The 21,442-nt window shown below is 31.6% G+C and carries 19 protein-coding genes and 3 pseudogenes; 4 read left to right on the top strand and 18 right to left on the bottom strand.

Annotation, left to right across the window (positions count from 1 at the left end):
* The first annotated feature begins 70 nt into the window (after window positions 1-70).
* Window positions 71-322, top strand: coding sequence for a SunI/YnzG family protein (locus QUF99_RS00555; protein ID WP_289368044.1), 252 nt, complete (start codon window positions 71-73; stop codon window positions 320-322).
* A gap of 261 nt (window positions 323-583) precedes the next feature.
* Here QUF99_RS00555 and QUF99_RS00550 read toward each other — a convergent pair whose 3' ends face one another.
* From QUF99_RS00550 to QUF99_RS00535, 4 genes and pseudogenes are all read right to left on the bottom strand, one after another.
* A complete protein-coding gene (locus QUF99_RS00550; RefSeq protein WP_289368043.1) occupies window positions 584-781 on the bottom strand; it encodes an aspartyl-phosphate phosphatase Spo0E family protein in 198 nt (65 codons plus the stop codon).
* A gap of 533 nt (window positions 782-1,314) precedes the next feature.
* A complete protein-coding gene (locus tag QUF99_RS00545; protein WP_289368041.1) occupies window positions 1,315-2,745 on the bottom strand; it encodes an IS4 family transposase in 1,431 nt (476 codons plus the stop codon).
* Between the two features lie 257 nt (window positions 2,746-3,002).
* Window positions 3,003-3,182, bottom strand: a pseudogene (locus QUF99_RS00540) (MarR family winged helix-turn-helix transcriptional regulator); the annotation flags it as partial.
* Window positions 3,183-3,207: 25 nt separating this feature from the next.
* Window positions 3,208-3,420, bottom strand: coding sequence for a hypothetical protein (locus QUF99_RS00535; RefSeq protein ID WP_289368040.1), 213 nt, complete (start codon window positions 3,418-3,420; stop codon window positions 3,208-3,210).
* Window positions 3,421-3,617: 197 nt separating this feature from the next.
* Between QUF99_RS00535 and QUF99_RS00530 the strand changes: the two genes are divergently transcribed.
* Window positions 3,618-4,325 carry an IS6 family transposase gene (locus QUF99_RS00530; protein WP_286125542.1) on the top strand — a complete coding sequence of 236 codons (708 nt, stop codon included), beginning with the start codon at window positions 3,618-3,620 and terminating at the stop codon, window positions 4,323-4,325.
* Between the two features lie 192 nt (window positions 4,326-4,517).
* On the opposite strand, the gene QUF99_RS00525 is transcribed toward QUF99_RS00530, so the two are convergent.
* From QUF99_RS00525 to QUF99_RS00465, 13 genes and pseudogenes are all read right to left on the bottom strand, one after another.
* Window positions 4,518-5,786, bottom strand: coding sequence for an MDR family MFS transporter (locus QUF99_RS00525; protein WP_289368039.1), 1,269 nt, complete (start codon window positions 5,784-5,786; stop codon window positions 4,518-4,520).
* Window positions 5,787-5,800: 14 nt separating this feature from the next.
* On the bottom strand, window positions 5,801-7,009 hold the full coding sequence (locus tag QUF99_RS00520) for an ATP-grasp domain-containing protein (RefSeq protein ID WP_289368038.1): 1,209 nt from the start codon (window positions 7,007-7,009) through the stop codon (window positions 5,801-5,803).
* 19 nt (window positions 7,010-7,028) lie between these two features.
* Window positions 7,029-8,255: a hypothetical protein gene (locus QUF99_RS00515; protein WP_289368037.1), complete on the bottom strand. Its 1,227-nt coding sequence runs from the start codon at window positions 8,253-8,255 to the stop codon at window positions 7,029-7,031.
* Window positions 8,252-8,794, bottom strand: coding sequence for a class IV adenylate cyclase (gene cyaB / locus QUF99_RS00510; RefSeq protein WP_289368036.1), 543 nt, complete (start codon window positions 8,792-8,794; stop codon window positions 8,252-8,254). The genes QUF99_RS00515 and cyaB overlap by 4 nt, the downstream gene beginning before the upstream one ends.
* 266 nt (window positions 8,795-9,060) lie before the next feature.
* A complete protein-coding gene (locus QUF99_RS00505) occupies window positions 9,061-10,068 on the bottom strand; it encodes a radical SAM protein (protein WP_289368035.1) in 1,008 nt (335 codons plus the stop codon).
* 120 nt (window positions 10,069-10,188) lie between these two features.
* Window positions 10,189-11,382: an ATP-grasp domain-containing protein gene (locus QUF99_RS00500; protein WP_289368034.1), complete on the bottom strand. Its 1,194-nt coding sequence runs from the start codon at window positions 11,380-11,382 to the stop codon at window positions 10,189-10,191.
* Between the two features lie 782 nt (window positions 11,383-12,164).
* The gene (locus QUF99_RS00495; RefSeq protein WP_289368370.1) at window positions 12,165-12,401 is read right to left on the bottom strand and encodes a DUF3977 family protein; all 237 of its coding nucleotides are present in this window, start codon (window positions 12,399-12,401) and stop codon (window positions 12,165-12,167) included.
* 279 nt (window positions 12,402-12,680) lie between these two features.
* Entirely contained in the window at window positions 12,681-13,388 is a 708-nt protein-coding gene (locus tag QUF99_RS00490) for an IS6 family transposase (RefSeq protein ID WP_289368033.1), read from the bottom strand.
* Between the two features lie 347 nt (window positions 13,389-13,735).
* Window positions 13,736-13,915, bottom strand: a pseudogene (locus tag QUF99_RS00485) (IS4 family transposase); the annotation flags it as partial.
* A gap of 310 nt (window positions 13,916-14,225) precedes the next feature.
* Window positions 14,226-14,690, bottom strand: coding sequence for a hypothetical protein (locus QUF99_RS00480; protein ID WP_289368032.1), 465 nt, complete (start codon window positions 14,688-14,690; stop codon window positions 14,226-14,228).
* Window positions 14,691-14,693: 3 nt separating this feature from the next.
* On the bottom strand, window positions 14,694-15,368 hold the full coding sequence (locus QUF99_RS00475; RefSeq protein WP_289368031.1) for a recombinase family protein: 675 nt from the start codon (window positions 15,366-15,368) through the stop codon (window positions 14,694-14,696).
* 503 nt (window positions 15,369-15,871) lie between these two features.
* On the bottom strand, window positions 15,872-17,644 hold the full coding sequence (locus tag QUF99_RS00470) for a M60 family metallopeptidase (protein ID WP_289368030.1): 1,773 nt from the start codon (window positions 17,642-17,644) through the stop codon (window positions 15,872-15,874).
* 645 nt (window positions 17,645-18,289) lie between these two features.
* On the bottom strand, window positions 18,290-18,688 hold the full coding sequence (locus tag QUF99_RS00465) for a CDI toxin immunity protein (RefSeq protein WP_289368029.1): 399 nt from the start codon (window positions 18,686-18,688) through the stop codon (window positions 18,290-18,292).
* 194 nt (window positions 18,689-18,882) lie between these two features.
* Between QUF99_RS00465 and QUF99_RS00460 the strand changes: the two genes are divergently transcribed.
* Window positions 18,883-19,203 carry a helix-turn-helix domain-containing protein gene (locus QUF99_RS00460; RefSeq protein ID WP_289368028.1) on the top strand — a complete coding sequence of 107 codons (321 nt, stop codon included), beginning with the start codon at window positions 18,883-18,885 and terminating at the stop codon, window positions 19,201-19,203.
* On the top strand, window positions 19,125-20,066 hold the full coding sequence (locus QUF99_RS00455; RefSeq protein ID WP_353958373.1) for an IS3 family transposase: 942 nt from the start codon (window positions 19,125-19,127) through the stop codon (window positions 20,064-20,066). Before QUF99_RS00460 ends, QUF99_RS00455 begins: the two co-directional genes overlap by 79 nt.
* Window positions 20,067-20,111: 45 nt before the next feature.
* On the opposite strand, the pseudogene QUF99_RS00450 reads toward QUF99_RS00455, so the two are convergent.
* Window positions 20,112-21,418, bottom strand: a pseudogene (locus QUF99_RS00450) (IS3 family transposase); the annotation flags it as partial.
* Window positions 21,419-21,442: the final 24 nt, after the last annotated feature.

Raw genomic sequence — 21,442 nt, 5'->3', positions numbered from 1 at the left:
CTTTTTGATATAATTTCGTTGTATTCATTTATAATGAAATTTAAATTTATTAGGTAGGTAATAGAGTTATATGCAAGATATTAAGGTAACAAAGACACATGAACAATTAACAATTGAATGGCAAACTGCAGAAATTAATATTCTGTTAGAGGACATTGTTGAGATTATTGAGGATAATGACTATGTTCCTGAAAAGAAAAAGTTAGTAAAGATAGGAACACAAAGTGGTGAATCAGATTGTATATTAATTAGAACTACAACTTTAGATTATGCATTATTTACAATTAATAAGATTTCATTTTTAAATAAAATTAGATTGTGAGCATCTCGTGAACTACTCACCTGCTATGCTAACGCTTAGAGAATGAACAAAAAAGAGCGGTTTCCGCTTCTTTTTTTGCTATTAGTTATGTTAATTTTCTTTGTTAATTTTTAACGAATGCAGTTCTTATTTAATGCTTGTACCTACACCTCAACCGAACCAGTTAAAAGGATCTAGAAATATATTTATTTTATAAACATTTCACGAAATAAGTTCTGTATAGATTGATATATAAATATAAGAGGTAAAATTATAGAATTTTTATTTTTTACATGTATTAATGTTTGCTTTTGTAATAATGTCACGTATTTCACTTTGCTTCATCATACGAATAATTAATTTATCTAGATCTTGGCTAAATTTTAGCACCCTAGGATGACAAAAACCATAGTGTTTAACAAGCTCAATTAATTCTTCTTTTCTTTTTTCAATTAAATAATGTAACTTTCTTATCTCCATATTCTTGCATAAACTCCTCTATCCCCATAATATTCCTTAGAAAATTATAGACTAATTTCTTGAATAAGGAAATGGCATAATTAAACATATTAAAACATTTTTATGAACTTTTAAAGGAAAGAGTTTGAAGCCTAACTTTTTAACTATAATTTGTAAAAAGAGAAAATATTGTTGGTTTGAAACATAGTTGAATTATTTGTAAAAAAGTTTCACCAAATGGCTACCAAGTAAGAGGAAAGACAGAATGTCCCATGCCTAAAGGTGGACTAAAGGGTTCTGGTGCAAAAATATGAAGAATAACACGGAGAATAGTAAACTCCTAACGGAATCGTATTTTATGCTATAAGTCCAAACACTTGGTGGATGAACTCTTTTTGATTTTGGACAGACTGGTTGGTCTTACCCCATCACTATCAAGCTAAGCTCATACAACGTCAATTATAGTAGAGGTTGTTTCTTTGTTTAGAGGCTACGTGTAAGGGATTTAAAGATTTGCATACCAAATAAACCCTAACAGGTTTCATTTTTTTGAATTAAGCCGCTTGATTATCAGACATGGTACAATTGTAAACGACACCTAATATATCAAAGACTGTTTTCTTCTCATATCGATGAGATTTTTGTCCGTTTTGCTGTAGAAGGTTGAACAAGCGAATCAGAATCTTTGATAGCTCTTGGGTGTCTTTCTGTATAGCTTGGAAAAGAAGAAGAAAGTAATCTTTAATCATATATATGGCCTTATATTCACTCAGTTCTCGTTTCTTTTTTATAAGAAGTAATTGCCGCATTTGAAACATGGTAGAAGAACAGAGTAGAATGGCAATTAGTTGCCCATACAAATGGCATTCCAATCGTTCGCGTTTTATCTTTTTACAATGATGAATATGAAAGAATGATTTCCACGTTTTAAATAAAATTTCGATTTGCCAACGCAAAGAATACCAGTCATGTACCTGTCCCATCGGGACAATATCTGTAGGGGTGTTTGTCATATATACATTGATACCACTGAGTCGTTTACTACGAGGAGAATACTTCATTCCTTTCTTTTTTTCTCTTACAGCTTGATCTTGTAATCGTTTTTGTTGCTGTTGTTTTGTTAATCGATGAACAATTACACGAGCTGGCACTTTATCAATCATTCCTACATAAGCATCAGCTATTTCACATGTTTGTCCTGGTTGAAGGGAGTTCATTAACGTCTCCATATCTATCTGTATATACTCTGTACCTTTCTTAATTCTTCCATCTTGAAAATAATCAGGGTTAGGATTTTTTTGATAAATACGTGTATTCGACTTGATACGAGAGATATAGTAGGCCTCTTTATCTTGTATATATTGAAGGTCTTTTAAATGAAAATAACCTAAATCTCGGATACATAAATCATTCGCTGTCACAGTTGGGGCACACAGAGAGCCGTAAGTACGATCATGTTGTTTACCTGGACCTGTATGAATATGAAGGAACTGTCCACTTAACAAATCATACTCAAGTTGAATTTTTATCCCAGCTGTATGGCTGCAGCCTCCTGCACCTGGATAAACCGATGAAAATACATCCGGGAGTTGAAATGCAGTTGAATCTAAAATACGAATACGCTTGAAAACAGAAGTGTATGGAGAAGAAATCGGCATAGATGCGGCCAATTTTTTGCTTAGTAGTTCGGCTAGTAGGTGTTGTAAAAGTTGGACGGCCTCCTTATTAAATCGTTGATTCAGTCCCTCAGGACTGATGAGTACTGCTGTTGATGCTTCTAAACAGCTAGATAACTGAGTTAAAGAAGTCATAGCTACATTTTGGCTCACCCATACACATAAAGCTACTAAATCTTTTGCTTGGTATTTACTTGTTCGCTGTACAAACCCAACATCTCTAGCTAGATTCTGTAAGGTATTTGGGGATAAAAGACTCTGAATCTCCTGTGCAAATAGTTGTAGTTCATCAGATACAGAAATAGACATACAAAAAACGCCATCCTTTCCTATGATTCTACAGAAAGAATAACGTATTTTATTCATTTTGAGGGTATTTCTTTTTATTAGCTTGATAGCGATGTGGTCTTACCCCATACCCATCAAGCTAAGATTTTGAGATACCCCCATAACGAAAATTTTGTTTCCATATGGATAGAAAAATGCTTACTTTTATCGTTTGGGGTATTATCTGTTTCTTAAGTTAATGGGTGTACGGTTACTCCCCTTTATAAACTCTATATTTACTAAACAGGTCTTAACTTTGATGATAATTTACCTTCATTTGCTTCATAAACTAATTTTGTTAAATCGTCTTTGAGCATTTGCATTCGTTCCGCACCTATGTTTTCAATCCAGCGCTGTTCTATCTCAGCTATTATCTCCTCTTTTGCTTTCGTTACTAACCAGCCACGTTCGGTTAAAACATCGCTTAATTCTTAATTTTATCAATTACTTAATAAAAAAAGATACAACCCCTAAAATTATACATAATATTCCACCTAATAATTGTCCGAGTCCAGACGCCTCTCCTAAAATTAAGAAATTGAATATATTTTTTCTTGTTTGAGTTTTTCCTACAAATGCATCATCCGTTTTCATTCTATATGTACCCCATAATACTAAGACTACTCCAAAAAGTATAAATAATAGTTTTAAAATCATAATATATTTACCTCTATTCACTATTTATATTTTACTATATTGTTTGAATTGTTCTCGTCAATTGTATTTGTATACTACTATTAGTCAACTTCTTCAAATATAAAAACGGTTCTGGTGCAAAAACTTTAATATACGTGTAAGTAATCTCTAACACTTGGACATACTGATCCTATTACTCTAGAAAAGGTGTGATCGGTATGGCAAAGGAACATGTATTCAAGTGGAAACATTATCAGCCTGATGTTATCTTATTAACGGTAAGATGGTACCTACGGTACAACCTCAGTTTTCGTGATTTAGTCGAAATGATGGAGGAACGGGGCTTATCCATTGCTCATACAACGATTATGCGTTGGGTTCACCAATATGGTCCTGAGTTAGATAAGAGAGTTCGTCGTCATCTTAAGAAAACGAATGATTCTTGGCGAGTAGACGAGACGTATATTAAGGTCAAAGGAAAGTGGATGTATTTATATCGTGCAGTTGATTCAGAAGGAAACACCATTGATTTCTACCTAAGCAAAACAAGAAATCACAAGGCTGCAAAGCGTTTCTTCAAGAAAGCTTTGCAGTCTTTTCATGTTTCACAGCCTCGTGTGATAACCATTGATAAGAATCCCGCCTATCCTATAGCAATTGAAGAGTTGAAGAATGAAAAAAAGATGCCTGTAGGCATCCAAATAAGGCGAGTGAAATATCTCAATAACATCGTGGAACAAGATCATCGATTTATTAAAAAGCGAGTGCGTTCGATGTTAGGATTCAAATCATTTCGTACAGCCACTTACATACTGAGTGGCATAGAAGCGATGCATATGATGAAAAAGAAGCAACTTCATCAAGGGGTAAAGTCTGCCCAAAATCAAAAAGATTTCATTGATAAATTGTTTGGTATCGCATCATAATCTGTAATTTAGTAGGAAATTCAGGTCCTACTTTTTTTATAATTTATTTTTGCACCAGAACCCTTTTATTACCGTATTTCAAATTATTGGACTGATCCTTTATCTAATTCATGATAAATACTATGACTCTCATTAGCTCTGATTAATATTTTCTACTTTCAATAATTTTCTCATTCTTCACACCAGAACTTCCTAAACTGACTTTTTTTTAGGATAATTCTTTATTTTGTTTAAATACACAGCACTATATGTTAATATAATACCCAAAATCCCTAAAAACACAATAACTACAGACATAAGTTCCGATTGTAAGAACGCCCCCATAGTAATACCTATACTAGCAATAATTGATGCCCCTTGTATTGAAAAAGATCCTAAAGCAAAATAAGAAGCTCTTTTATTTTTCGGTATCAAATCTACTTGTTTCACCTGTCTTATTGGGGAATATATTAATTCGCCTATAGTGGCTATAAAAATGAAAACTATCAATATAACCCATTGATTCGAATACGCTACCACTCCATAGCCTAATATATTCATTAATAACCCTACCATAAAAATAATTTTTTCATTACACCTTTTGGTAAAATTACTCACTACAAAGGTTAGAGTTACTACCAATAACGTATTTTCCACCTGTAATAAACTCAACATCTTTATACCGTCCAATTGAAACTTCCATACTTCAATTGGAATAAACTCCTCTGCTAAACGTACACCTATATAATTACCCATTGAAAATTCTGCTGAATATATAAAAATCCCACCACAAACAAACAGCAACCATCGCTTATCTTTTATAGCTAAGACATAATTATGAAACAAACCTTTAATACCTCTAGATTGTCCTAGTTCCTCTAAATTATGATTTTTATTTTCTGTTATATATTTCTGATATACATATGTGGTAACGAACAAAAATATTGTTAATATAGAAAACAATTCAAATTTATAGTTTTTATAAAAAAAACCACCCATAATCATCCCTAAAGCAAAAGCTAAGTTAACCAACCAATAATCGTAAGTAAGCACTTTTTTTCTATTCTGTTCATCTGTTGAATCTACTATAATGGCATCCATAGCAGATTTATGTAAGCTACCAACACAAGCACTTAACATAAAAAACAATAATACTCCCCAAGCCACATTAAATTTTGGATATATGAAAATGGCCATACCCAAATAGCATATGGAGTTACTCAATTGTCCAATTAATAAAACTTTTTTTCTTGGAAATTTATCAGCTAAATAACCACCAACAAGCGATGAGGCAAATTGTAGTATTATATTAATTGTCATCAACATACCCGTTATCAACTTACCTAGTTCTTCAGAAAAATACAATGCCATAAAAGGCAATATTGCTCTCGTAGCCAACCGATTAAAAAACGAACATACTAATCTAATTTTTATATTAGTATGAAATTCTTTGAATATTAAAATTCCATCTTTCTCCTTCATTAGTTATACCAATACTACATCATTGAGATGCTTATTTTTTCTATAGCTTTTTTTGCCCTTGATACCGAACTCTCATCCGAATCACCTGTAGCAATAACATATGCCATTCTACCAACACTGCTATTTAAATTCTTCATAATATCACCTTCTCTTACTAAAATAGATATTTCTTTAATATTTTTATCCGTTTCAATATCTATTTCAGTATTAATTTTTTCTATTTTTCCAGGCAGCCCTTCTTTATACCAAATAGAAGCATAGTGATTATAATTTGATATATCTCTTATTTTATCGATTACACTTTCACCTACTGCATTCCGTGCTGTCATCTCTAAAATATCTATTCCCTCACTTACGATCTCATATAATTTTGTAAGCATGTCTCCGCCTAAACGAATATGTGTTTCTACTACCTTAGGACCATCGCTAGTTAATATTATTTCAGTGTGGGATGGGCCATTTGTTAATTGTATAGCATCTAAAATCGATGTAACAAAGTTTTTTATCCCTTGTTCTTGAGACTCACTTAACACACTAGGAACTGTATGTCCTACCTCTACAAAATTCTCTTCATTTTTATATTTTTGAGTAATACAGTAAATTTTATGTTCATTATTTTCAGTAAAAGCTTCCACACTGTATTCGTTACCATAAATAAATTCTTCTGCGCATATTTGAAACTGTGAAAAGGCTTTTTTATACTTTAAAAAATCTTTTTCAAGCTCGTCATATACTCCTTCAATTTTCCATATACCTGTACTTCCAGAAGAATTCAATGGTTTTAATATAATAGTACCATTCACTCTCTCTATAAATCTTCTCAACTCTTCAAAAGAATTAACAATTGCACTTTTTGTATTATCAATACCTAATTCCCTCAATTTTTCCCTAAGAAAAAACTTATTATTTACTAACTTTATCGTTTCTAACTGATATGCATAATTAACATCTAATTCCTTTGCTATTTGTACTGCTGTCTCACGGAAATTTTCATGAAATGTCGTAATATAATCTATTGGTTTTATTTTATGTAACACTTTTGCAAACTCTACAAAGGCTTCTTCACTCTCTATTGTTGGTACTGCAATCACCCTGTCATAAATTTCAGAATAATAAGGCTTTATACTCTTGGTATCATTAAATATGCTAATTTGAACTCCTAATTTCTTCAATCTCTTATGAATTTCTGAAAATCCACCTAAAATTAAAATGTGTTTCTCCATAATATTTCTCCTTTACACATTATTTTTCCGATAACAGTTCGACAAGATCAATTTTTTTAGATACATCTAAGCTCAAAGCCCGATTTCGAATAGAATTCCTGACCTTAATATATTTCTTTGCCTCCACATTAATTTGTTCTTCTACATTTTTATCTACAATTAACCACTCTGGTTTTATTCCTAATGTTTGGCTTAAATATGGTATATCTATCTGTTGACCTCTTCTATATTTTTTCACCTCTTGTTCAATGGATAGTGAAATATTTTGAGAATATTTATTAATATTATCTATGATTCTTATAATATGTTGTTCATTTTTTTCTAAATTATATCCTTGATAGTATAAACAATTGTTCAATAATTTAAAGATTATTGTTTTTTGCTGATTTGAAAACTGCATTTTACCCAAAAGCGCCCCGATTTCTCTCATTAACTTTTTCAAAAAATGACCTTGATAACTGCTACTTACATCCGTTAAACCATCTTTCACCAAAAATGCAATTGCTCTCAAAAATAAAGTTATTCTCATAGTGTATTCATCATCAAAATTTAGCTCCTCGCTTAAATAAGCATATAATGGTGAAATAGCATCTATTTCTACTACCTTGTCCAAGTTATTTAAAATTAAAGAAAGACGTTCTTGAAAAATTGCAACATCAGAAGTCCAATAACCATTATGATTAATAAAGGAAATTGACCCTAATGGGACACAGCCATTTTTATATTTATAATAAGGGTATGTATAAAAGCCTTTTGGTCTATTATCCCCTATATTAAAAACCTCCATTTTATCCCAAATAAATATTTGTTTTTCAGTTATACCTTCAGAAAGGTATGCATTTTTTATAACATCATTATTAGCTATACGGAATAACAATTTTTCTTTTTGTATCCCTATCTCCCCTAAAAATTCCAATATATGCTTTATTGTTAAGGAAGGCGAGTAATTTTGTTTATTAAAAATGCTTAACGAAACTTCAGTCGGATTAGCTAGAGGTGTGTTTCCTACTCCATCTAACTTATTGCTAAAAAAAACTTGTTGTTTAGTAACAAAGTTTCTATTTATATCTTGCTCATTATTTAAATCATTAAATAAATCTATATTGGCTGCTATGGCAGACATATTAAAATATGTTTCTTCTTTTTTAGAACGCACAATTTTTTTTTCACTTAACAAACTATAATTAACGTTTAAAAAAAAGTTTATAAATTTATTAATAATTTCTTTAGATGTCATATAGTTCATAATAGCCCCTTCTCTTTTTTCACTAAAGTTACATAACCATCTTTAATAATCTTTGATTTATCTATACCCAAAGAAATCATTAATGCTTCAATCCTTTTGATCTCTTTTTCCGTATTATCCTCTGCAAGTAACTCTACTTCAATAAACTCTCCTAACCCTTTAATAACATCAACATTTATAGAAAAGTCATCTTTTTGAAAACTCTTTCTAGATTTATCTATAGTTAAAATAGAGGACATAGAATCTTTTAATAACATTTGGATAAACTCTGCATTTTTCCCTTCTACATTAACTTCAAATTCTTCCCATACCCCTGGTTCAAAAGTTAACTTTTTAACAGCACTAATTCCTTTTACAGAATCATGTCTCATTCTATATATATATGCCCCTTTTTTTTCTTCTTCTTTTTCTAATCCTTTATGCTTAAAATATTCATCTTTTTGAAACGTTTCTAGCAAAAATTCAAACTCTGAGTTTTCCAACTTGTCCAAAATCTCATTTGCATCATCAATTTTAAATCTCAATTCAATTTCTTTCATAAAGGCACCCCACTTTTTTTCATACTTATTAAAAAAACAATTTTTGTGTAAACGCCAGAATAAATTTTACAGTTTTCGCTAATATGAACTTTACACTTTTAGCCACATTTATCGTCCACCTTATTTAGAGAAACAGGTATGATAGCCTTTCTGTAACAGCCATGGTTCTTTTAACACCAAGGCTTCAAGACTATTTATCATACCTGTAGAGACTCCATGTCAAGTGGGCTATATCACAACCTAAAGTGTAAAATTCGCCTTGACGGTTACATTTTGTAATCTTCCTGTGTATTTTTTATTTCTTTAAATTGTTCACTATCCAAAAATTCATCCATTCTCATATATGTATCGCTATTAGTCTTATGTACACATAAACGAACATTGTGCATACCTAATTTATTTTCAAAACGAATACCATAGAAATATTCTCTGCAGGTTCCATTCTTTTTCATATCACAGCTATTACACATTGAATCTAAATAACTAGGCATTAAAATTTTAAATCCTATTTCTTTTTTCCCTGGTATATCATAAAAAATTGTTCCACTTGAAACACCCAGAGTATATTGCCTTCTTTTTTCAACTGCACCATAAAAATTCAAAAAATTCCGAATGGTATTTACAGACTTCTCCAAGAAATTAATTTCAGGTAATATTCTCATATCAATATCGTTTTCGAATGCCCAATCAATTACTTGTTTAATTCTAGGAATATCTTTTTGTGAAGCCATTACCGTATTTAACTTTACCTTTATACCTGCCTTTTTAGCAGATAGTATACTTTGAAACTGTCTATCTTGTTGAACTTTAGTCCACTTTAAAGTACGATCTACTTGAGTTGAGTGTAATTCTTCTGTTTCAATCGCATGTAAACTAAAATTTATACCATCTATTCCAGCATTAAAAATTTCATCCATTATTTCTTTGGTATTTCCTATACTAGTCATTTTCACTATAAAACCATGCTTTTTTAAAAATTTTATAGATTCCACCAGTCCCTTGTACGTACTTGGTTCCCCACCAGTAATATGAATCTCATTTATATTCAATTTTTCACATAAATTCAAGAACTCATCTGCAAATTCACCTTTAAATTCAATATCTTTAGTAATTTTAGGATTCCTTTCCCCTGTTCCTTCATTATGACACCACCAACAATTCCAGTGACATCTATCAGTTATTTTTAGCCTAATCGATCTTAAAGGTGTAAAATTACTATCTAATCTTGGTTTTAAGAATTCCCATACACTTGACTCAGTAAAAATTTCCCCCATGTTCGCTACCGCCCTTTTATTTTATTATTCAGAATAAAACATATAAAGCCACTTAGCATTATGCAACAAAGTTATTATAATTATTATCTTCATTCGAAACATAAAGTTTAAATAGAAATACTATTTAAACTCCCAAATAGTATTCTCAACAATGTATTTTTCGACTTCTTCAGCCCTCTTTAAAAGTTCATCTTGATTTCGCCCTTCAAAATAGACAACTGCATATGAATCTGTAGATTTTTTTGATCCTCCATAATATGTACCTATCATCCCTTTAATTTCATAATTAAAGCACCATTCAAAAGGCAACTCCTGTGGTATTGACATTAGAAAGCCTTTTTTTGGGGGAATAAACAGTTGGCCAGATACATTATTTTTGATAATATTCATATCTATTTCAACATCAGACTGAGCTTGAGTTATTATTTTATCAAAATCTAAATTAAAGGAATATTCGAATAACTTATCGGTTCCAGCTCCAATAGTTCTACTCCCCATTTCACATATTAGAAATTCTTCGTTACTCTTATCATAAAAAACTTCAACATGAAAAGACATATCCTTAGCTAATGGCATTCTGAAAAGAGCTTCTTCTACAAAATTCATTAACTGATTTGCAAATTCATTATCCTCTTCAAATAAAACTGAACCCATTCCTATATTTTCCCTATAAGAAAGACATGTATTTATATAGGCTGAAGAGCAAATAAATTCTATCTTATTATTTAAAATCAATCCGTCTACATGAAAAACTGGAGCTTCTATATATTTTTCTACTAAATAATCTTCTAGAGTATTCGTTAATAAACATTTTTTTAAATCATACTTATCATATAGTACATGTATACCTTTAGATGACCAACTACTTCTTGGTTTTACAATAACAGGATATTTTTCTTTTTCTATAAAATCTATCAAGTCTATCCGATTATTAATTTTTCTGAAATTAGGGATTTTAACACCATTCCTCTGCAAGTGTGATTTCATTAAAAACTTATCTCGAAAATGAAGGGCACTTTCTAAATGTTGTCCTTCAATATTTAAATACTGTCGCAAAGAAGCTGCCCTAATTATTTCACTTTCCTCTAAAGCAATTAAAGCTTTAATTGCTTTTTTATTATGTAATTCTATAACTTCGAGATCCACCAATCCATTATCAGAGAAGTTGTCAAACCCTTTTTTTGTGACATTACTATCAAAAGTATGAAGGGTTTCCTTATGATTTAAAATAATTATTTGTTCTTTTGAATCTTTAAGCCATTCAATATAATTTTTTTTTTCTTTACTTACTCTATTTAATAGAACAATTGTCATTTTTCCCTCTCCTCTTTAAATATTTATCAATGTGACTAAATCATAAAATATAAATAATAATTTATAATATTTACAATAAATTTACAATAAATTTACAATGTCATGAAGTTGAGAAATAAACTAGAGAATATTCTGTCTATTATAACGATACCTAACTTATATAAGCTGACAAAATAAAAATTATTCTTTTGAATGACTAATAAAAAAATACCCCTTATATTTATCTAAAGATGAAATGTTCACGATTATCAAGCATTTCCACTTTTTTAATCCTCCTGCTCACACTGTAAAGGATAAGACACGTTCAATAAACCATCTATTTAACTACTCTAAAATAGAAAACACCGATTGAATTATCAATCGGTGTAAAAAATTCTTTATACTTTACTATTTCCCATAAAAAATTCAATAATATAAATAACAACTTAAATATGGGCAACTTTAACTCAATCCTTCATACTAACCTTGAGTGGTTAATATAGAGATGAAGCTAAATATTCAAACAAAATTCAAAGTCAAAAGCTTACAAACTTATCTAAGCTAAAATACTTATCATTGATAAATTTGGCTATTTTCCAATCAATCCGAAGTATGTAAAACTGTTCTTTTAGTTGATTAATATGCGCTATGAAAAACGTATATTACACCCTACCACAGTCAATGACATTGTTGGGAAATCTTATCAGATTAATGATTATTTGAATAAAAAGAATGAGTGGTTCTGTACTTCCTTAGACAAACAAAAGTGTACATGTTTAGGTTATCGTTTACAAATAAAGCATCTAAAAACTCACTATACCAAAAATGATTTTAAATTTTTTCCGATTTTTTTTTACCTTTTTAAAGCCTTCTTTTAAGTTGAATATAAATACAGTGTTTCGAATCCAAATCCTTACGTATAATGAATGAAATTTTATCGGTCTTACTATACCTTTTTCCTCATATTCAGTTCCATCGTTTAACTCTGTTTCCGTCCTAACTAACCAAGTATTTCCTATTCCTATTTCTATGTACTTCAACATTATCACTCCCCTATGTACATATTATCTTCAAATGCTTATAGCTATTTAATTGTTCATTTCCCTTTGGTTAGAATAAAAGATCAATAAGATTTATATAATATATACTAGTTTTATACATAGCTAGGTATTTTATTAAGTGAGCATTAACTAATTAGAATTCTTCTTTATAATATATCATAAATTTGGAGTTAATATAATCATATGGACACAACGGTTCTGGTGCAAATACTTAGGAAAGATATAAAGAGGCGAAAAGTTTCCTAGTGGAATCTAGCCTTAAGCAGCAATTCCAAATAGTTGATGGATGAACTTCACTTGATTTTGGACAGACTTGTCCAGTAAAACAAGTTGCCCTTTTTTTACCATATGCATAGCTTCTATTCCAGAAATAATGGATGTAGCTGTGCGAAAGGATTTCAATCCTAACATCGAACGAACTCGCTTTTTAATAAACCGATGATCTTGTTCCACTATGTTATTGAGATATTTCACTTGCCTTAGTTGGATGCCTAATGACATCTTTTTTTCTTTTCTCAATTCTTCAACTGCTATAGGATAAGCTGGATTCTTATCTACTGTCACGACACGAGGCTCAGAAATATGAAAAGACTGCAAAGCTTTCTTGAAGAATCGCTTTGCAGCCTTGTGGTTTCTTGCTTTGCTTAGGTAAAAATCGATGGTATTTCCTTTCGAATCGACAGCACGATACAGGTACATCCATTGACTTTTTACTTTGATATATGTTTCATCGACTCTCCAAGAGTCATTGGTTTGCTTGAGATGACGACGGATTCTTTTGTCTAATTCAGGACCATACTGATGAACCCAACGCATAATCGTTGTATGAGCAACGGATAAGCCCCGTTCCTCCATCATTTCCACCAAATCACGAAAGCTCAAGTTGTACCGTAGGTACCATCTTACTGTTTGCAAAATAATATCATGATGATAATGCTTCCACTTGAATAAATTTCCCTTTTCCATACTGATCACGCACCTTTTTTAGAGTAATAGTATCAGTATGTCCAAGATTTCGAGATTACTTGCAATTATCTTGAAGTTTTCGCACCAGAACCCTTCCATTTGAATACATTTTCCTTTTCCATACCAATCACACACCCTTTCTAAAGTAATAGTAACAGTATGTCCAAGATTTATAGATTCATTGCAATTGTCCTTAAGTTTTTGCACCAGAACCAGGTTGATAATGCTTCCATTTGAACAAATTTTCCTTTTTCATACCGATCACACACCTTTTTTAGAGTAATAGTATCAGTATGTCCAAAATTTAGAGGTTACTTGCATGTATCTTGAAGTTTTTGCACCGGAACCGTATGAGCTATGTTTTGACTTAACCAAATACATAAGGCCACTAAATCTTGTGCGCGGTATTTACTTTTTCGTTTAACAAATCCTATATTTTTAGCTAATTGCTCTAAAGCATCAGGTGACACATATCGTTGTAACTCTTTAGAAAACAATTCTAGTTCATCAAAAACCGATAAGTTCATATCAAAAACGCCATCCTTTCCTATGATTCTACAGAAAGAATAGCGTATTTTTTTACTTTAAGGGAATATTGTTTTGATAGCGATGTGGCGAGACCCCATGCCCATCAACTTAAGAAAAGTAAACACCCCCAAAACAAAAAAATGAGCTGACTTCTCAAAATAACTAACTGTAGAGAAAGAAAATTTTCATTTAGGGGGTACTTCAAAACCTTAGCTTGATGGCGATGTTCACGTACCCCTTAAGCGCAAAGTTTGTTACCAAAAAACTAGCCTTTTGAAAAAAAAGATCCCAATATTAGGGGATCTTTTTTTAGTGAGTTAGTCTTAGATAAAGAAATTGTACTTCTTTATCTGTTACAGATAAACTAATTGATGTCTGCACTACAGCATTTATTGATATTATTAATAGAACAAACATGAATATCAAAAACCATTTTGGAATATCATTCTTCTTTTTTATGAAAGATATTAAGAGAATTAAAAGTAATATAACCAAATATGCTATTGATACATACAATTCTAAATTTTGTTGGCTTAATTTGTTAACGGCATTTCGAAAATCTTCTAAGTTCGACTCATTTTCCTTATTTTCCTTTATTATTGAATTAGAACTTTTATAACCAATTTTCCACGTATAATTGTTGTTTTCTTTATCTACAATATAATAATAATTACGCACTTCTTTTTTTGTAATAATTTCTCCATTTGCTAAAGTTTTTGAACTAGGAACCAATATCCCTATAAGGCATAGCACAATAATTAATTTACTCTTCATATTTTAGTCTCCGACATTTAATGTATTTTCATATTCTTTTATTACTTTGTAAAAAGTATTTTTCTTCAAGTCTAGTACCTCCATGAATTGAACCCCAGTTATTTCTCTATTTTTCCACTTCGGATAAGTTTCTTCTATTAGAAGTAATTGCTTTGAGCTTAATGTTGAAAGGTTAAACTGAGGACGTCCTAAATGCTTCCCTTGAGATTTTGCTACTGCAATCCCTTCGGCTTGTCTCTGGTGAATCTTTTTACGCTCTTGATCTGCAACATAAGATAGCAAAGATAAAAATTGATCTTCCATTAATCGTCCCATGTCACCCATCTCACGGAATTTACGACTATCAAACAGCGTCTCATTTTCTAAAACAACTATATCTGCTTGTAATTCTCTCGTTATGTATTTCCACTCCGCAATTACTTCATCATAATTACGCCCCATACGATCTAAGGCATCTATGTAAATAATATCACCTGTACTCAATATTTTTCGTAATAATTGATACTGAGGACGATCAAAATGTCGTCCACTTGCTTTATCGACAAAAATACGTCGGGCTTCCACTCCTCGTTCCATCATCTTATGTAATTGACGTTGTTCATTTTGATCTTTTGTGCTTACACGTATATATCCATAAATATTTGCCACGTTTGGTATTCTCCTTACATTTGTTACCACAATTATACCATTTTCGTTTATAAAGCTGTTCATTGAAAATAAACGTTTATAAAATGTTTTATATAACCTTTATAAACTTGATGTTTCAATGTTTCATAGATATGGACCTACCGTTTATAAAGGTATACCTTTATAAACAGTTGGTCCCATTTCTCATTCGATTTTAAAACGAATTTTTTGAACATCCCTAATTTATAATATTGCACTCTGACTACTTATATTGCGGCTGGATTATCGGTACCATTTAATAAACCGACATAGGGAGATTTAATAAGAAATGAATATGCTAAGGGAAAAATTGAGACAATACTTCGAAGCTTTGTTGATTGGCATTTAAATAGTAATGATTTACGAAAAAAACTTTAGAGTACTAAAGCAGTATCAGAAATTGCAAAGTAAAAACTAAACATGAAATGTTAAAAAAACACATTATCACAGAGCTGTTTCTCAAATCATTTGAAAATCCATCCTGCGATAACGTGCTCATTCATATGTGTAAACGATTAGTATCCCCGAATATCTACTTCAGCTGCTGAAGCATATCCATTTCTTCCGTTTGTCACTTCTAGTTTTACATATTTCGCAGAAACAGGTTCGAATGTTGCAAATTCTTTTCCTCCATTACTTTCCCATGTTCCAGAAGATACTTTTTTATAGTTAGATCCATCCATGCTTGTATAAATATTGTAGCCTAAAATACGACCATTTTCCGACCAATCTTGTCTTGGGAGACATGCTATTTGGGTGACCGTTCGTATTTCACCGAGGTCTAGCGTTAAATTATATGGATATTGATTTGGTGTGCTCCATTGACTATGCCAAATTGTATTTGGATTATCATCAATTGCGTTACTTGCTGGATCACGCCATGATTCCTCACTGTTGGCACTTGCCTTCATTATTTTTTTGGACAATACAGCAAGTGGTTTAACAGGTTTAGCATCTGTCGCTTCCCATATAGGTGCAATTAATGTTGGATTATTTAAAGCTTCTACTTTTTGTCTCGTTTCTTGGGTTGCTTTCAATCCCCATTTATCAAAAAACGGAAGTAAATTTTGTTTTGCTACTTTCGATGTATTGTAAATAAATGCTTGTATTTTATCTTCGTCCGTTTTTGGAAGTTGATCCTCTGGTAACTCTCGATATAGTTTGTGAAGATTTGGATAAAAATCATCGCCATATGCTAAATGAAGCTGCCAAATCATAACAAGTTTCACAAACAGGTCATCAATATTTTTATATTCTTTATTCGTTTGTTTTAAGTATGCAAAGGCTCTATCATAATCTCCCTCTTTTTCTAAACGTGTTGGTTGATTCGGGAATAATTGCTTTTGTGCAGCTAAAGAATATAGATTAACAGTTACTTCACCCATATTTCTTAAATCATTCCACGTCCATGGGTGTTGTTGTCTTGCATGTCCCGCTTCATGCATTTGTCCCCATCCAAATTCATTTATATTTAAAGTACTTTTAATTGCTTCGCCAGCAGTAGTAAATACGGCTCCATCCCAACTTGCATACATACCCCACTCTTGTTTATTAGGATTTTCTACAAAAGCCCAAATACGCTGAGTTGAACGATGTAACGGATTAGGATCTGTTTTAGATAATCCCGATATTTTATCTTGCGCTTGAATCATTTCATCATATTTTTTTAATAGAGGCTCAGGATTCTGATCCACAATATATTTATTGGCACTATTACGAGTGACAGTAAGTACTGCTCGTTCTGATTTCAATTGTACCGCATGTGCATCTGGATATTTGTTCATCATGGCAATCCAGTCTTCTTTCGTGTGCTTCCCTAATTCAAAGAATGGAACAGGACTACCGCCTTGTGTTACTTTCACCTTAACTGTTCCTGTATCTTGATAGTTATCAAATCCTAATAAGCCGCCGTTTGGAGAAGAGATGGTATTAGAACCAGGAGAAAGATCAATTTCTTTTCCCCATTCTTTATCATATTGATGTGTCCCAATAATCGCTCTAATCTTTTGCGTTCCCGATACTTCAATTGTAACCTGTTCATTTGGTTTTACATAGATTCCTGTTGGCATATAGTTTTTTTGCTCACTTCTTCTTTCCCTTTTTGCTTCACCCCAAAAACTACCTGTACCTGGAAGGTCGAACTCCCTCTGTTCATATTGCGTTGCAGTTTCAGCATAAACATTCAAACTATTTATAGCGATAGGTGTAAATAATGTTGTTGTCAAAATAGCAGATGTTATAAATACTTTCTTTGTTTTTTGTAATCTACCATTCTTTCTTCTATTCATATAAATCAGTCCTTTCGTTCAAATCCGTTCTAACGTTCATATGAAATACCAATTTTTTCAATAATTCTACAAGTGGATGTATTAAATGAATACTTATTTTGAACAATATTGATTATATTTTTTGATGAATACGATAAAAAGCATAGGAGTCTAAAACTTCCAAGTCTTTTCTTAATTTTTCCAGATGCATATTACCTCCATTTAATTCCTAAGTCATACATAAATCACTCCTCTAAGTAAGAATTTAAGATAAATGTCTTATCTCAAAATCTTTCAACTAATATTGGACTTCCATATTAAGTATAATTTAAGAATAAAGTTATAGAATTGAGAAAAATAAAAATGTTAAAAATTTACACACGTGTAAAATAAACATAAATTTTTAACATTTATGTAAAACATAATACATTCTATTGGGATAAATTTAATATATATGTTGTTAAAAAATATTTTAAATAGAGTATTTCGAATTCATAAAAGTAAAAAAGATAGAGAAATTCTGTTTTTTATAGATATGGCGGGTCAATGTACGAATCGTTGCCGTACTCCTTATATATTGGTTTGTACCGTACCAAAAGGTATACCTTTTGGAACATAATAAAAAGCCAGATACTGCATAGCATACAGAAATCTGACTTTTTATTGTTATTTTAATCCTATTCTAATGTTTCCATCATGATATAGCTCAATGGCATAACCTACATGAGGCGCATATATCCAAGTATCAAAGCTAACCGCAGTAACATCGTCTATTACTTCTAAAACCTTATCTAAATCTGTCTTAATAATTGGTAATGTCCCTTCATCCCAAATTAAATAAACTTTCTTATTATATTCATCGTAACAACTATTCAAATATGAAGTTATTTCATCAATTGTATTTATTTCAATGCACTGAGTTATTTTTGACCATTCAATACGTCCCCATTGTGTAATAAGAAAAGTAGTTTCAAAATTTGTAAGAACCATTTCTCTTTCTTCTTTAGATAAGATTCTTATATTCTGGCCCAAAGCTTCAATACATTCCTCTAACAATGTTCCCATACTATCACCTACTTGTTTAAATGCTTTAATAATGATATATAAGTTTCTTCGTTCCCCTCAAGTCGAACCATTTTTTATCGGGTTGTAAAGAGATATGAGGAAAAGAGAGTGAAGTAAATAATCTGGTATTATCCCCTCATAGTAGACAGTTGAAAGAAAGTTACTGTACTGTTTATTATGGAGGGGATTTTTTTATGGGGAAAATTAGAAGAACTTTTTCGATTGATTTTAAAATGAAAGCTATTGAAATGTACTTACATAGAGGAATGGGTAGTAAATTAATTGGAAGGGAATTAGGAGTTACATATTCAGTTATAGACAGATGGATTAAAAACTACAATAGTGAGGGTATTCTTGGCCTACAAGAAAAACGAGGGAGATCTAGACAAACAAATGCAAGTTCAATAAAAACAAGTCATGATGATAGAATAGAACGATTAGAAGTAGAAAATGCATACTTAAAAAAGCTCTTAGCTGCGAAAAAGGAGATGAGGTCAAAAGAGACAAATCAATAGAATACGAGATCATTCATACATTAAAGCATAGCTTTCCAATTGTGTTTCTTTGTGAAATTGCGGGGGTCTCAAGAAGTGGATATTACAAATGGGAAAAAAGAAGAACTAATCCCTCTGAAAAGATGAAGGAAGACCAATTTATTATGTCCAAAATAGTGGAATGCGAACTAGATCCAGATATAAATGGTAGTTTTGGTTATCCAAGAGTTTGTACATGGCTCAAAAAGTATTGTGGTTTACAGATAAATCATAAAAGAGTGTACCGTTTAATGAAGAAAATGGGGATACAAGCTAAGATTCGAAAGAAAAAGTGGAGGCATTTTGGCTTAAAAGAACAATGTGTCGTATCAAAAAATCGTTTAAACAGGGAATTTTCAGCCAGCAAGCCAAATGAAAAATGGGTTACAGATATAACCTATCTCACTTTTAACGGTAAGCGTATGTATCTTTCAGTGATAATGGATCTTTATAATAACGAAATTGTAGCCTACCAAGTAAGCGAAAGCAACAATTTAAAATTAGTTATAGACACAGTGAATAAGGCCTTAAGAAAAAGAAATGTCCACGGAACAGTATTACATAGCGATCAAGGGTATCAATACACGTCCAAAAAATACAACCTATTACTTAAAAAATACAAAATGAATGTAAGTATGTCTAGGAAGGGCAATTGTTATGATAATGCATGTGTAGAGAGTTTTTTTAGTCATTTTAAGACAGAATGTTTTTACAGAAATGAGTTTCATGAAAAAGAGCAAGTTTTCAAAGCCATTAGAAGATATATGAGGTATTACAATAACAAACGATTCCAAAAAAAATTAAACAACCTTAGTCCTGCTGAATTTGGAACTAAGGCTGCTTAATGAAAAGGCATCTAATCTTTTACTGTCTACTTGACAGGGGTAAGACCACTGTACCGGAGCCATCTTTTTTAGTGTCCACTGATAACGATAGTAATTATAATCCTTCATGTACTCCTCTATCACCTGTTGAAGAGATTGAAACGTTGGACAATCTTTATAATCTAATTCATCCTTCATATGACCAAAAAAGGACTCCATCGGGGCATTATCCAGACAGTTTCCCCTACGTGACATAGATTGTTTTATCCCCATTTCTTTTACACGTCGCTGAAATTCAGGATGCGTGTAATGTGTGCCTTGATCTGAATGTAAAAGTGCTTCAGGATGAATTGTATCTCCTAATCTATCTTTCAATTTGTCTAATGTTTGATAGACGATATCCATTTGTAAAGAGGGAGAGACGTGATAGGCTAAAATCTCTCGTGTGGTACTATCTTTTACGCAAGATAAATAAGCTTTCTTCCCTTTTCCATAAAATAAATATGTAATATCAGTTAACATACTTTTTTCCGGCTCTTCTTGATTGAATTGACGTTGGAGTAGGTTAGGACAAGCCTTGTGTTCTTGCGTCGCCTTAGCTATTTGTTTGTATGGATTCGCACGACGAGTCTTTGTCACTAGATTGTATTTCCGCATAATCCGAAAGATACGCTTTAGATTCATTTTAATTCCCTTTGTATTTTCTAAAGTCATTTTGATAAATCTCGCACCACATTTTTTCTTCTTTTGGTTGAAAATTTCCTGAATCAATTCATAATCTTTCTCATCACATAATTCTTTTTCAGTGTACATGTCTGCTTTTTGGAGCCAAGCATAATAACCACTTCGACTCACACCAGCTAGTTCGCAAAAATAACGTACCATTCGTGGGAAATTGAAGTGACGAATCATTTGTTCAATGAGCGTATATTTCTCACACGGTGTTAGCGTTTCTTTTTCAGCGCCTGCCTTTCGAGCTCGTCTAACTTTTTTAAAAATTCAAGTTCCGCTTCTAAAAAAGCAATACGCGCTTCCGCTTTCTTTAGCTTGTCATCAGAAGATAACTGTTTTGTGGAAGGACGACCGACATTTCCTTTTCCGCGACGTTCTGTATAAAATCCTTCTTCGCCAAACTGTTCATACGTCTTTCTCCAGCGTTTTAAGCATTGATTTGGCTTTCTTTCGCCAATAATATCTAGATCGAATCCATTCTCTAAAAAGATTTGATTCGGCCCTTTCCCATTCTGATTTTCTTTCACAGCTTTTACTTTAAAATCAGCATGGTAAGTAATAGAACGTTCCGATACTTTTACTACATTTTCATTCTTCTCTAATTGTTTTATTTGAATTTCATTAAAAATAATGTTACTCATTCCCCGTACCTCACTTTTATCATT

The organism is Bacillus sp. DX4.1, assembly GCF_030348195.1.
In the GTDB taxonomy this organism is placed as follows: Bacteria; Bacillota; Bacilli; order Bacillales; family Bacillaceae_G; genus Bacillus_A.
The sequence above is the reverse complement of the archived record's forward strand: the minus strand, read 5'-3'. Positions and strand labels throughout refer to the sequence as shown.